Below are 14,419 nucleotides of genomic sequence, written 5' to 3'. Positions count from 1 at the left end.
GACGATAATTTAGTTTACAATGTATTAAGTATAAAGATAAATAGATAGATACATTAAAATACTACCTGCCAGTACAAACAAATGCCAAATAGCATGATTGTATTTCAATTTTTCCCAAACATAAAATAGTACTCCCAAAGTATAGGCTACTCCTCCTGCCATCATCAACCAAAATCCCGTTCCTAATTCTTGGTACAAAGCGCCTAACTTAAATACGGCAATCCAGCCCATTCCGACATATAAAGTAACTGAAATCCATTCGTATTTAATTTTAAAGAATAACTTATAAATCATTCCTATAAAGGCTATCGTCCAAACAATAATAGCAATTGTAACTCCTCCATCGTTTTCAAGAGAAAGTAAAGCAAATGGTGTATAAGTTCCTGCAATCAACAGGTAAATACCACTATGATCCAGTTTCCTTAAAAACTGCTTTAGTTTGGTAAATGCTATAAGATGATATAAAGTGGACGATAAGTAAAGAATAATCATACTTGCTCCAAACACACTGTACACCAAATAGTCAAAAGGTGTGTTTGCTTTTAATAATAGAAATAATAAACCAACTATACTCAATAATACACCAATTGCATGTGTTATTGTGTTCCAAATTTCTTCACGATCACGGGTTAATAGGTACATGGCTTTATAAATTTGAATGAATATTCACTTACAACTATAAGACATAACGATCAACTGTTTTGTGACAACAGAAAATGTTAAAATTGAAAAAGTAGCCGATTTTTGATTAATGTACCATCACAAAGGCTCCCCAATAGTAAGGATCCTTATAGTCTTTCATTAGTTTAAGTTGTGCATTTCGAAAAGCTTGATCAATATCCTTAGTTTGGAACCACTGCTCATAAAATTCATTCATCAGTTTTTGGGTGGCGACATCATCAACACTCCATAAACTCATTACAATCGTTTTTACCCCTGCTATACTAAAAGCGTATTGTAGCCCAGAGATTCCATCACCATCAGCGATGTCTGACACTCCTGATTGACAAGCTGAAAGAATCAACAAAGAAGTATTTTTTAAATTTAAACCTTTCACTTCGTAAGCCGTCAAGATCCCATCATTTCCTGATTTATAGATTTCATCTACAGATTTCTCATTATTTGTAGCTATTTCCGTGAAGAAAAGACCTGATTTTAATAAAGGGTTTTGCAATATGGGATTGATCAGTTCATCTATATAAATACCATGCGTAGCAATGTGCATGATAGAAGGTGAATACGATAAGTTTTTAATGTTATTTTCGGTTGCCCGATCTTCATAATACGCATCCACATTCCATCCTCGACTTTTAAACAACGTCTGAGTATTTTCTAACTCCGTTTTCGTTCCGGGCAGGTTTTCAAGATAAAAAGTATACTTTTCTTGGTCTGCTGAAGCTTGTCCAGCCGCATCTCTAACTCCTAAATCTTCTGCATCACCTTCGAAGGATGGGTTTCCAAAAAGGCAGATATTATTATTAGTAAAATTCGATAATTGACTCTTTGTTCGAATGTCAGAAGTGCTAATTACAAGGTGAATATCTTCCTCCTTGATAAGGTACTTCTCCGATTCACTATTGTATAAGACATTCAAATTGATCGCATTATAAATCCCATCCTTGCTCAAATATATTGTCCCTATTTCTTCACCCCATTCTGCTAATCCCTCTTTTATAGGTTCCCAATAATACTTATAAGCTGATACTTTCTTAGTGGTAGTTTTCTTATAAACCAATGATCTCGTTTTCGGTTTTATTTCTTTAGAGTAAATACTGAACAAGTCATTTTCCAATAGTTTTGCATTGCCTATCGGGATAAATTTTGGCGTTTTACAATTTTTTGAAATAGCGATTGCTACATAGAAATCATTATTTTTATCTATCGTATTCAATTTGATAATTTCCAAAGCGATCTCTTTTTCATTGAGCCGTTTTTGTACATCTCTCCAAGAGATATATTCTGATACATTTAATGAATCATCATCTGACTTTGAGGCAAAACTTAACGACTTTTCTAAATTGTTGATCCTATCGGTAAGCATATAGGTATCAATATTTAAATCATTCCTTTCTTTAATTGAAAAGAAATTGGCTGTTGCTAGCTTAGATTTCTGTTGATCTAGGTGTTGATTGTAATTCGTAAAGTTCATACTCTTTCTGTACTGTCCTAGATTCTCAATTTTCTTTTTTCTTGCAATTGCTTCTTTCAGAAAGTACTTTCTATAATTGACCTGAAGGTCATAACACTTCTCCACCATCAGAGAAGACTTGTACCCTTCAGGCATTGACATCAAACTAAAAAAGTATTTAAAGACTAATGAAGTGTGATGAACGTAATTTATTTTTTCATCCTCACTCGTAAAATTCAATTGGGTGTCATACTGATTAAAACGAATATCAACACCTCTTATGATTAATTCTTTTGCTTCTTCCCACTTCCCTTGAAGGGCTTTTACATAAGCAATCCTCCCCAGAAAGCCTGGAAAATAAACAGATTCATCTGTAAACTTTCCTTTGAGCACTCTATATTCAGTCAGTGCTTTTTCTAGTTCTCTTTTCTTGATATATATATTTCCTGCATAATCAATAATTTGTATCCTTTGAAAATGCAGTTCCTCGACTCCATGTTGATTAGCAAAATCCAATGCTTTTCTAAAATATGAAATCGCTTCGTCGTACTTTAAAAGATCAGAGCACAAACCTCCTTTCAATGTATTCGTTTTGATAAATAATGGGTGCTTCGGATTCACAAAACGAACTAAGGTATCTTCAATATTTGTAATTTGAGCCATTGTTTCCGTTTCATCAATCAACTTTTCATACCACTGAGCGGTGAGAAGTGTGAGTCTCAAATCAAGGTAAGTCACACTCTTATCTCTCCCTCTTTTTTTCAAAAAGTTGACTTCATTTTCACATAAACCAATGGCATTTTGTACTCTTCCCAACGTTACAAAAAGCTCTGTAAGTGTTACAATTGCCTTACTGTAATGTTTTGTGAAGAACACCTTCTCTTGTCGGACAATAGACACCAATTCCATCAATTTGAGTTCAGCATTAATGTAATCTCCATTGATATAATAAAGGTCTCCCATTACTCTCAAGTAAAAGAAATATAAATCTCGATTGGTTGTGGTTTCGATTTTGACATTATCAAAGTACTCCTTTGCATTGATTGCATCTCCCTTTTGTAAATATACATCAGCAATATGAAGCAGTATTTCAGCTTTAGAGTTGACGTATCCCTTTTCCTTACTTAGTAGTTTATTAGCTTGTTGAAAATAGGATAAGGCATTATTGATATACCCCGTTTCCGACATAATTTCTCCCATTTCCAATGTAGCCTTTGCTGTAGCAATATGGTCCTCTCCATAAAGTTCTTTTCGATGATTGTACAACTCCTCATAAAACGAGTAAGCCATTTTGTAGTCATTGGAATAATAATAATGCTCCGCTAAGTTTTCTAAAAGAATAGAATAAAAGGGACTTTTTTTCCATCCTCTTTTAATCAAACCTGCTTGAGCTGACTCCAAAAGTGGAAGTGCTTTTTTTGGTTTATACCATTTCGTATAGAGTTGAGCAAATTTTATATTCAACCAATCAATAGTTATTGTACTTGCCGTTTTACTTGTTGCAAATGCTTCTTTATGATCTTTAATAAATTGATATGATTTTAAAAAATAGGATTCACTTTTTTCGAATTCCCCAAGATGTAGATTGAGAATGGCCCTATTGATATTACATAAATTGAAATCAGGGTGTTGTTGGGTAAGCGTCTTATAATAAATCATTTCGGCTTCATTCAATAAACCAAAGGCAGCAAATTTATCTCCCATATTTACCTTACAATACGCCAAATAGTTGAGTGCTAGTGCGTAGTCAGGATAAAGCCACCCCGAAGTTAGGTCAATAATTTCCAGTACCCTTTCTAAAGATTGAACGGCCTCTGGATATTCAAAATAAACAATGGAAAGTTCTGAAGAAGCAAGTAATGGAATCACATTTTCGATAGCATCATCACCATATTCACTCTCAGTTTCTTTGATCCACTTATTTACAAGTGCTTTCGCTTCTTTAATTTTCCCTTGATCTCTTAAAGTATTAATAGCATCTGGGGTAATTTCAGAAATAGAACTTGAAGCTGTTTGAGGTATAATAAAATGAACTAAAAATAGTATAACTAGAGTGAAATGACGCATACAGTATTGAGTTATTATTAGGTACTAATTTCGTAGGGGATAATGCAAAGTTAATAACTTTAAATAGTTCTTGAGCTACAAATCTTTCTTTTAACAAAAAAAGACTGCCCTTTCGAACAGTCTTTCTTTGTATATATTTGAATGTATTGATTAACCACCGAAGTCGTCAAATAATACATTTTCTTTCGGTACACCGAAGTCTTCAGTCATCTTGATTACCGCTGCGTTCATCATAGGAGGTCCACAGAAGTAGAATTCGATTTCCTCTGGCTCTTCATGCTTACCTAAGTAGTTGTCAATTAAAGCTTGGTGAACAAATCCAACGAAACCATCGCCTTCTCTGTCATCCATGTCTTTTTTAGGCGTCCAGTTATCTTCTGGAAGCGGCTCAGACAATACTTTGTAGAAACGGAAGTTCGGGAATTCCTCCTCGATCTTCTTGAAATCCTCTTCGTAGAATAACTCACGACGAGAACGACCACCATACCAGAACTGTACCTTACGGTCAGTTTTCAATGTGTGGAATAAGTGGAATAAGTGCGAACGCATTGGCGCCATACCTGCACCACCACCTACGTAGATCATCTCAGCGTCAGTCTCTTTGATGAAGAATTCACCGTAAGGACCTGATACTGTTACTTTATCACCTGGTTTACGTGAGAATACGTAAGAAGAACAGATACCTGGGTTCACGTCCATCCAACCGTTTTTCGCTCTATCCCAAGGTGGAGTTGCGATACGGATGTTCAACATGACAATGTTACCTTCTGCAGGGTGGTTAGCCATTGAGTAAGCTCTGAAGATCTCCTCATCGTTAACCATTTTAAGATCCCAAAGACCGAATTTATCCCATTCTGGTTGGTATTCGTCTGGTTTCTTACCCATACGAGGGTGAGCAGTGATATCGATATCCTTGAAGTTTACAGTTACTTCAGGAACGTCGATTTGGATATATCCACCTGCCTCAAAATCAAGTGTCTCACCTTCAGGAAGCTTCACTACGAATTCTTTAATGAAAGATGCCACGTTGTAGTTAGATACAACCTCACACTCCCATTTCTTAATTCCGAAGATTTCTTCTGGTATTTCTACTTGCATGTCATTTTTCACTTTAACCTGACAAGCAAGGCGGACATTTTCATGTTGTTCGGCACGGCTTAGGTGACCTACTTCGGTAGGGAGTACATCTCCACCACCGTCTGTAACGCGACATTTACACATCGCACACGTACCACCACCACCACAAGCAGAAGGCAAAAAGATTTTTTGCGCTGAAAGTGTCGTTAAAAGTGTTGAACCCGCAGCTACTACTACAGGGTTTGACTCATCACCGTTTAAAACGATGCTTACGTCACCACTTTGAACTAACTTCATCTGTGCGAATAGAAGTACGAAAACCAAAAACAGGATCAAGACCGTAAAGGCCACAATCGCTGCAGGTACTACTACTGATAGTTCCATAAATAAAAATTTGGAAAGATAAGTTTTAAAATTTCCTTAATCGGCTACAAATATAAAAGCCTTCTTTTCTTTTTAAAAGTAAAACGGGCTATAAATATTCTAAATAAATGATATTAAATCTTCCATTGTTAAATTGGCATAAAACACATGAAATTTCATTAATAATTTAGCCGATTCGCAATGCTATTCCGTCCGAACAACATTCCGAATTAAAATTCATTTATTAAGTAATTACAAATTCAAAAATATCTAATACTAATTCTATTTATTATTTTGCGATTACTTCCTTCAAAAAACTTTCAATAGAACCACTATTAATACGTTTTTTAGCGTTGTACTCACAAAAAATAAATTAGAATTAACTATAATTTATTTTTGACTTTATACTTAAACGTTTTGTTTAATTATTTCGGAACATCCATTTGAAAACTTCGGCATAAGTTGGTTTTTTGCCATAGGTCAACAAACCTATTCTATAAATCCTACTTGCTACCCAAAGTGCCCCTACAAAACCAAACAACAAGGTCACCATTGAAATGATCACTTCGGTTCCAAAGCCAATAAATGGTAATCTTATCATCATTACTACTGGAGAGGTCAATGGAAATACTGACAACCAGAAAGCCATTGTTCCTTGTGGATCAGAGACCACTCCTCCTGAAAGAGAAATTGCCAAAATCAACGGCATAGTAACTGGCAACATAAATTGCTGAGAATCGGTTTCGTTATCTACACTCGCTCCAATTGCTGCAAAAAGTGACGAATACATCAAATAGGCAAAGATAAAGTAATAGATAAAAACTATGGTAGTCGTAGCAAAATCAAAACTTTCAATAGAATAATAGAGTTTAGTGATTTTATCAATTTCAACTTGCTCTACTTGCTGAACGTTAGCATTCATCTGCGATAGTTGAGATTGTTCAAATTGTTCGTAAGGTACATCTACAAAAGTAGATAAAGCACTTACCGCCACAATACCTAACACAATCCATAAAAAAAGCTGTGTTAAACCAACGGCTCCAACTCCAATTATTTTTCCCAACATCAATTGAAAGGGCTTTACAGAAGAAACTATGACTTCAACTACTCGACTTGTTTTTTCTTCCAATACACCTTTCATTACCATAGTGGAGTACATAAATACGAAGAAGTAAATCACCAATCCTCCTACAATTCCAATGACACTAGAGATACCTACATTGCTATCAGACTCTTTACCATCAACGGTAAGACTTACTGTTCTTATGGGGATGGGTTGGTCCAATGACTTAATTTCCTTTTCTGTAACACCAAGTCGTGGTAATTTTAATTCTTTGACTCTTTTTAGGATTCTTTGCTCCAATTCTGAAACAGCTTTTGCTCCTAAACCTTTTGATTCAAAAAGCACTACTCCTTTTGTATTGTCAATCGTAAAATCTTTGGGTATAAATAAAAACCCATCAATTTCTTCATTGTTCAATTGTTCTTTTCCGTGATCTAAACCTCCAAAAATCCTTAAAAACTTAAAGGAAGAAGTATTATGGTCGAAATCATTTTCAAAAAGTCCTGACTCATCAACAACTGCTATTTCTTTTTGATCGCCATCTGATATACTTGCCCAAATGATTATTCCATAAAAACCAATAATAAGTAATGGTCCTAAAATGGACATGATCACAAAAGAGCGTTTTTTTACCCTCGTCAGGTATTCTCTTTTTATTATTAAAAGTATTTTGTTCATACGTTTACTGCTGTTCCGAAGTCGTTTTAATATTCCCGTTTTGGACTGCCTCAATAAAAATATCATGCATACTAGGAATATTTTCCTGCATACCTAAGATTGTACTTTGCTGTGCAGCCTCTTCTAACAATTGATTTGGGGAAGCATTTATAAGTCTTAAAGTTTGTTTATATCCATACAGCTCCTTCACAGAAGGGCTGATTACTTTATGAGGAGTTGAAGAAATTTCCACTTCTTCTTCTGTAATTAAATCAAACTGATGATTCCTATAGGCGTTCTTAATATCAAACTGCGTTCCCTCCAATACTTTCTTCGATTTATTGATCAAAGCTATTCGGTCACAAAGTTGTTCAACAGACTCCATGCGGTGTGTTGAGAGAATAATAGTAGAACCTAAATCTCTTAGTCTAAAAATCTCATCTCTGATCAATTGTGCATTCACAGGGTCAAAACCTGAAAAAGGCTCATCTAAAATCAATAATTTAGGTTCATGGATCACGGTAGTGATAAATTGCACTTTTTGCTGCATACCTTTAGAAAGGTCTTCTACCTTGCTTTTGTACCAAGGTTTAAGCTCCAAACGATCCAACCAGAATTTGGTCTTGGCTTTTGCCTCCTTTAAAGACATCCCTTTTAATTGAGCCAAGTATAAAATCTGATCCGCTACTTTCATTTTTTTATACAGCCCTCTTTCTTCTGGCAAATAGCCCATTCTTAATACATCTTCGGGCTTTAATAATTGTCCATTAAAATAGATTTCCCCTTCATCTAAAGAGATTATTTGAGTTATTGATCGAATCAAGGAAGTTTTACCTGCTCCATTAGGGCCAAGCAAACCATAAATACACTGTTTGGGTACAGTAAGAGAAACGTTGTCCAAAGCAATATGATTTGCGTATTTTTTCGTTACACCCCTAATCTCTAATATATTCAATTTTTGGTATTGTATTAATTTAGTAAGAATTTATTGTACACAAAATAAAACATATTCTATGAAAGGACCTATTTTTATTTAAAGATCCTCAAATCTGTACATCAACTAGCTCAATTACTGCATTTTCAGTAAATTGTAATAACTTAATGATTCAAGAGGTATATAAAATACCCATTACTAGCATCGTCTTATTAAGACACAACTACTATTAATTTAAACCTAATTTTTATCTATTATGATTAGATCAATTAAACAGCGCTATCACTTTAAGCGCACAGAAGCTAAGCCTAAAGTCAATCGAGAATTAGAAGGCTTTGACATCAAGATCAATAGTTCAGGAGAAATTGAAAGCTCTTACACTGTCGATCAACTTAATGAATTTTTAAACAAAAATGTTTTTGATAAAAAACTCAAAAACACAAATGAATAATAACTGATTAAGGTAAAACAGTATGAATTATCTTAGTTTTTTCGCAATAAAAGTCTTTCTATAACGAAAGGCTTTTTTTGTGCCTGCAACCTTCTTATTATCAATATCTACCTAATTATTAACACAATACAAAACAACCTTCTCAAATTCACATCCTCTTCCGAAGTCACTTAATAAATATAAATGAGTTCAACTCAAACAAAAACAGCTCCGTTAGTAGAACTGTATTAAATGAAAAAAACTCATGAAAAAGATTTTACAACTTTCTATCTCTTTTATACTAATAGCTTTCACAACTATTTCTGTTCAAGCTCAAGAAAAAAGCACTTTAAAGAGAGGTGACAAAATAGAAAAAGTGGATATCCGTGATTTGAATAACAAAGATGCGGTTACGCCGGGTATAGGAGAGAAAGTAACATTAATCTTTTATCCTGATCCAGATAAGCCTTCACAAAATGAATATTTTATTGAAGAAGTAAAAAAATGGAAATTCCCTGAAGAAGAGTATTTAGCTTATGGTATTGTCAACCTTGCGGACTCTCCTTATCCTAACGGAATTATTCGTTTTATGACTCGTCAGGTGAGAAAACGTTCGAAGCAAGAAGCAGATGCTCTGATTCTTACAGACCCTAAACGTTTTATTCAAGACGCCTGGAATACGGGTGATGTTAATAATACATTTCCAATCTTGTTAGTAGATGCTGATGGAACAGTGTTGTTCTTTAAAGCTGGAGAACTAACGAAAGAAGAAGTAGATTTTGTGATCAATGAAATCAAAAACAATGTTTCTGAATCACACAAATATACTGAAGAGGAAATGGCTCAGTTTGCTTTATAGTCCATTATCATATATTTCTCAAAAAAGAAAAAGCCCCACTTTTCAGTGAGGCTTTTCTTTTTTAACCATATCTTAAGAAATCTTCCCATCTGCGAATTAACCTTTGCATATCTTGGGGGATTTCTGAGTTGAATTGCATCCACTTTCCTGTTACAGGATGCTCAAACCCTAATGACTTGGCATGTAATGCTTGACGTGGACAAATCTTGAAATTATTTTCAACGAATGTTTTATATTTCCCAGTACTGACTCCTTTCAATATTTTATCTCCTCCATACATGGCATCTGAGAATAAAGGATGACCTAAATGACGCATATGAACACGAATTTGGTGTGTTCTACCCGTTTCCAATTTACATTCCACCAAACTTACATAACGCATATCTTTCAATACCTTATAGTGTGTGATGGCATGCTTTCCATAGGTTGCATCATCAGGAAGTACTGTATAAACTCTTCTATCTTGTGCTGATCTGCCAATCATAGATCTTATCGTTCCTTCTTTTTCTTCATCCGGGAAAGTACCCCAAACTAAAAGGTTATAAGTCCTCTCAATGGTATGATCATAAAATTGCTTTGACAAGTGTGTCAGCGAATGTTCTGTTTTTGCAATCACCAACAACCCTGATGTATCCTTATCAATTCGGTGAACCAATCCCGGTTTATCACTTCCGTTGAAAGAAGTTGGAAGGTCTTTAAAATGATAAGAAAGGGCATTGACCAAAGTGCCTGATGTATTATTAAAACCAGGATGCACCACCATTCCAGGCTTTTTATTGACAATCAAAAGGTCCTCATCTTCATATACAATATCAAGCGGGATATTCTGAGGTTCAATTTCTTGTGCTCTAGGTTTTGGCATAAATACCATCACTACATCACCTGCTGCTACTTTATAATTTGGTTTTACAGGCAAACCATTCACTAGGAAGTGACCGTCTTTTAATCCGCTTTGTATTCGGTTTCTAGATAGATTAGGAATTCTATCTACTAGAAACTTATCAATTCTCAGGGCTGTCTGTTTGGGGTCTACTTCAATGCGTAATTCATCAAACTCGTTTAAAGACTGCAAGTCTTTTTCCGTAAGGTTGAAATCCTCTGGCCTGTAGTAATAATCTTCCGTTTCCTCTTCTTCTTTAGCTGAAGACTGAGTTTCATTAACAGCTGTTGGGTCAGAAGTTTTATTTTCTTCACCAGTTGTGTTATTAGGCAGTAAGTTAGCCGAATCTTTTACTTCTTCCTGAGAGGTATCTTTTTTCGACATTTCTTCGTCATTAAGATGATTAATTTCTTCTTTTTTAACGTAATTGCTTGTTCCGCTCATCTCTGTTGATAATCAAGTTTTGGTTTAAGGTTTACTCTAAATTGGTTTAAAGAAAGAGTGTTGATTTACTATTTTGAAAGTTATCATTTTGAGTGTAAAATCGTCAATTTATACATCTCGTAACACAATACTCTTGCTTAATATAAAAGAATACGACCCAATTATAAAAGTTCCCTTCACTCTTTAATTAAAGATTAAAATGAATTCTTATTTGAATTCAATTCATAAGCGTGAATCAATCAATTTAACGTCTGTACATTTAATTGTACTTATTTATTCTGATTTGGTAGTTTAAATCCGTTTTTCACGAAATCGATAAACTCCTGGAAAACTGCTTTATCAGTAAAAACGCTCTTAACAATACCCCAAAAGCCACCAACAGCTTGTTGTTCTTCCATTTGAGCTTTAGAGATTGCCGCTTTTTCTTGAATCAACTGACGTTGTTCTTCCTCCTGCTTTGCTTTCTCTTCTTTCCAGTCTTCTAAAAGTTCTGTGATTTCTTTTTTCTCAGGATCAATACCTTCGTAGCCTACAAGATCATTTGATTTTTTGTAGTGCTCTTGAGCCTTGTCCCAAGCTCCAGTCTGTTCTTGAATTAACCCAAGGTTGTTATGTGCAATTGCATCTTCAGGGTCCAACTCAATGGCCTTTTCATAATCAGCAATGGCCCCTTTTGTGTCTTTCATGTGTGCTTTCACGAATGCACGACTAGAGTACCTGAAAGGGTTCTGAGGTTCTATTTGGATGGCTTTATCAAAATCAAGAATAGCTCGCTTGCTATTTCCTTGCATATGCAATACAATTCCACGGTGAGCGAAAAAGTCTGCATTCAACGGCTGAAGGTTAATCGCTTTATTGATATCTCCTAATGCACCGTCATAAGCCTTCATTTTGTAACGAGCAACTGATCGGTGGTAGAAAGCACCCACATTTTTCTCGTTCTCTTTTAATACAGCATTAAAGTAAGACACGGCTTCAGTGTACTTACCTTCTTTAATCAATTCTAAACCTTGACTATATTCTTCCATATCTATTTATGAAGTGAACTTCACTTCCAAATTTTTATCCTTTCCCTTCTTCTGAAAAAAGCAGTAAATAATTTCTTATTCTAATCTAAACTTACAACAATGTAAAATGTGTAATTGTTTACAGCATTAAGATTACATTTCTAGCCTTTCGCTCAACTTCTGCATCAAATGACTCGACACTTCTATGTCTCCCTCATTTTGAGAGAAGAAACCCTGCATTTCTGAAATGTAATCGATGAATGAATCTCTATCTCTTGTCTGAATGATATCAAACAGTTTGTTCATTTCATCTCTGAAAATACGAACTACTTCATATACAAATTCATTTCTCATTTGAATGTCAGCATATAGCAATGGATTCTGCATGACATATCGAGTATAAAATACGATAAAAATTCTGTAAGGTGGGGAAGCAACACTCTTAATATCTTCAAAGTCTTCGTTATATCTTGCCATTGTCTTGGCTGAAACGAAAACATTGAAGTGATTTAGGCCTTGTACCAATCCCATCTGCTTGTCATGTTTGATGTATTCAACATCTTTTACAATTCCCTTATGGAAAGTAAAAAACTCCTTGAAAGCTTGTTCTAAGTCTTCAGCACCATCCACATGATTGAACAAAACTACGTTGCCATCAAAACTTTTGATTGAAGGACCAAACATAGGGTGAATAGAAAGATACCTTGGCAATACTTCAGAATAGACTTGTCTTAGAGATAGATATTTCTCTACTACAAATTTTTTCACTGAACATAAATCTACCAAGTACTTATCATCCAATGATGGAAACACTTCTTCCATCACATTAGACATCGCTGAGATAGGCACTGCTAGGATCACAATATCCGCCCAATCTGCTAACTGTCTATTCGACTCAAATTCACTTTCCTTTCCTCTTGATGAAAACCTTGTTTCGATTCCCTGTGCTCTGAAAAATTTCACAACCCAGCTCCCTAATCCTTGGTTACCACCAACAACTCCTATTTTTTGCTTGTTTAGTTCCACAATTATCTCACTCAGATTTTATATATTCGTTAAAATTACTTCATTTTTGAAGATTCAAACGAGATTCTTTTTGCATTCGTCATGCAAAAGTACGTATTTCATTTTTTATTTGGGAGTAGAAGCAACGTGAAGTGGCGAAATGACGATGACTTTTGATTATTTTATGCCTGTAGACTGTACAGGCGAGACATTAGATGAGTATTTAGAAGAGGCTTGGTTTAGAGATGGACCAATGATGTCCCGCTACGAGATGATTTACTTTAGAAATCATGTCTACTCCATCGTGCCTATACGTGTAGGTCTTGACGATTTTAAGTTTTCCAAAAGCCAGAGAAAGCTTATTCGTAAAAACAGCCAATATGAAATCAAAATACAACCTCTAGAAATTACGGAGGAAAAAGAAAGAATGTATGCTGAACATAAAGGTCGTTTTCAATCACCTAATTCCCCTACCTCACTTAAAAACTATTTCCTTGAAGAAGGTAATGAAGAATCACCTTTTGAGACTTGGGAACTTCAAATCCTCGATGGTGATAAAATTGCTGCTATCTCCTTTATGGATTTAGGGAAAGAATCAATTTGTAGTATTCTGGCTTTGTTTGATCCAGATTACAGCAAACAATCATTGGGTATCACTACCATGCTCCTTGAAATTGAGTATGCACAAAGCACAAACAAGAGCTTCTATTACCCTGGTTATGTGTTAGATGAAGATTCTGTTTTTGACTATAAAAAGCGATTGAACAATCTTTACTTCTTTGATTGGGAAGATTATACTTGGCAGGAATGGGAAAACTTCAAACCTGAAAAATCAACAAATGCGATATTAAGACGTAAGCTAGGTGCTGTACAAGAAATAGCGGAAGAACTCAATGACACTAAGTTAGACTTAGTACAAAATGAAGCCTTCTTTTATAACATCTGGCACAATACATTTGATGTTTCCGGTATCATTCCTTCTCCATTATTTTTGGAATGGGAGTCACAATGGTTCCACCAACTTGCAATCAATGTTGATTTTCTGGAAGATATTCATGAACCACTGTTTGTACTTTCTCATCAACAAGAGATTCTAGAACAATCTTATTCAGCGACTGCCATCAATGATGCATTGCATAAGTTTCAGATGAGAATCCGAAATGCAGCAATTGTGCAACAACAAAACCTTTTTCTCTTAGAAGAATACCTGATTCAAGAAGATATTGAAACAGATATTACAAAAATGTTTTCGAATGGAAACAAACTGGATGGTTTTATTGAACTAGCAATTGAAGGAAAGCACTTAACCATCTATATTTCCTACATTCTTTCAAAAAGGGTATTCTTAATGCAGGCTTCCAACGACTTGAGAGATATTACGGTAGATTCGTTTGCATCGGCAAGAGACTGTGCAATGGCTATTAAAGAATGGTATTATAGAAAGACATTAAGTTTAGTTTTATAAGACTATTGCTCTTTTTTACTTCTGAAAACTTATAATTTGG

General features: G+C 34.9%; 11 protein-coding genes. 3 read left to right on the top strand and 8 right to left on the bottom strand.

All coding sequences use genetic code 11. From position 1 onward, the window contains the following. Positions 1 to 24: 24 nt before the first annotated feature. The 5 genes from PL77_RS12330 to PL77_RS12310 all read right to left on the bottom strand — a co-directional run bounded on the left by PL77_RS12330 (position 25) and on the right by PL77_RS12310 (position 8,310). Positions 25 to 642 carry a hemolysin III family protein gene (locus tag PL77_RS12330; RefSeq protein WP_044205466.1) on the bottom strand — a complete coding sequence of 206 codons (618 nt, stop codon included), beginning with the start codon at positions 640 to 642 and terminating at the stop codon, positions 25 to 27. A gap of 106 nt (positions 643 to 748) precedes the next feature. Continuing rightward, positions 749 to 4,195 carry a CHAT domain-containing protein gene (locus PL77_RS12325; RefSeq protein ID WP_044205464.1) on the bottom strand — a complete coding sequence of 1,149 codons (3,447 nt, stop codon included), beginning with the start codon at positions 4,193 to 4,195 and terminating at the stop codon, positions 749 to 751. A gap of 150 nt (positions 4,196 to 4,345) precedes the next feature. Further along, positions 4,346 to 5,656 carry an NADH:ubiquinone reductase (Na(+)-transporting) subunit F gene (nqrF, locus tag PL77_RS12320; protein ID WP_044205463.1) on the bottom strand — a complete coding sequence of 437 codons (1,311 nt, stop codon included), beginning with the start codon at positions 5,654 to 5,656 and terminating at the stop codon, positions 4,346 to 4,348. Positions 5,657 to 6,056: 400 nt separating this feature from the next. Then, on the bottom strand, positions 6,057 to 7,376 hold the full coding sequence (locus tag PL77_RS12315) for an ABC transporter permease (RefSeq protein ID WP_044205460.1): 1,320 nt from the start codon (positions 7,374 to 7,376) through the stop codon (positions 6,057 to 6,059). A 4-nt stretch (positions 7,377 to 7,380) separates the two neighbouring features. Next, positions 7,381 to 8,310 (bottom strand): ABC transporter ATP-binding protein, encoded by a 930-nt coding sequence (locus PL77_RS12310; RefSeq protein ID WP_044205457.1) that lies wholly within the window; start codon positions 8,308 to 8,310, stop codon positions 7,381 to 7,383. Between the two features lie 235 nt (positions 8,311 to 8,545). Between PL77_RS12310 and PL77_RS12305 the strand changes: the two genes are divergently transcribed. Continuing rightward, positions 8,546 to 8,740 (top strand): hypothetical protein, encoded by a 195-nt coding sequence (locus tag PL77_RS12305; RefSeq protein ID WP_044205455.1) that lies wholly within the window; start codon positions 8,546 to 8,548, stop codon positions 8,738 to 8,740. 244 nt (positions 8,741 to 8,984) lie between these two features. Next, the gene (locus PL77_RS12300; RefSeq protein ID WP_044205452.1) at positions 8,985 to 9,578 is read left to right on the top strand and encodes a YtfJ family protein; all 594 of its coding nucleotides are present in this window, start codon (positions 8,985 to 8,987) and stop codon (positions 9,576 to 9,578) included. Positions 9,579 to 9,639: 61 nt separating this feature from the next. Here PL77_RS12300 and PL77_RS12295 read toward each other — a convergent pair whose 3' ends face one another. The 3 genes from PL77_RS12295 to PL77_RS12285 all read right to left on the bottom strand — a co-directional run bounded on the left by PL77_RS12295 (position 9,640) and on the right by PL77_RS12285 (position 12,935). Then, positions 9,640 to 10,902 carry an RluA family pseudouridine synthase gene (locus PL77_RS12295; RefSeq protein WP_253273984.1) on the bottom strand — a complete coding sequence of 421 codons (1,263 nt, stop codon included), beginning with the start codon at positions 10,900 to 10,902 and terminating at the stop codon, positions 9,640 to 9,642. 269 nt (positions 10,903 to 11,171) lie between these two features. Beyond that, positions 11,172 to 11,930 (bottom strand): tetratricopeptide repeat protein, encoded by a 759-nt coding sequence (locus PL77_RS12290; RefSeq protein WP_044205449.1) that lies wholly within the window; start codon positions 11,928 to 11,930, stop codon positions 11,172 to 11,174. A gap of 132 nt (positions 11,931 to 12,062) precedes the next feature. Further along, positions 12,063 to 12,935 carry a prephenate dehydrogenase/arogenate dehydrogenase family protein gene (locus PL77_RS12285; protein WP_044205448.1) on the bottom strand — a complete coding sequence of 291 codons (873 nt, stop codon included), beginning with the start codon at positions 12,933 to 12,935 and terminating at the stop codon, positions 12,063 to 12,065. A gap of 145 nt (positions 12,936 to 13,080) precedes the next feature. Here PL77_RS12285 and PL77_RS30505 point away from each other — a divergent pair, with 145 nt between their 5' ends. Further along, complete coding sequence (locus PL77_RS30505; RefSeq protein WP_172665843.1) at positions 13,081 to 14,379, top strand: hypothetical protein; 1,299 nt, start codon at positions 13,081 to 13,083, stop codon at positions 14,377 to 14,379. Positions 14,380 to 14,419 lie beyond the last annotated feature (40 nt).

The sequence above is a fragment of the Flammeovirga sp. OC4 genome (genome assembly GCF_000812565.1).
Classification (GTDB): Bacteria; Bacteroidota; Bacteroidia; order Cytophagales; family Flammeovirgaceae; genus Flammeovirga.
Note: the sequence above shows the minus strand (reverse complement) of the source record. Positions and strands in the feature narration are given on the sequence as shown.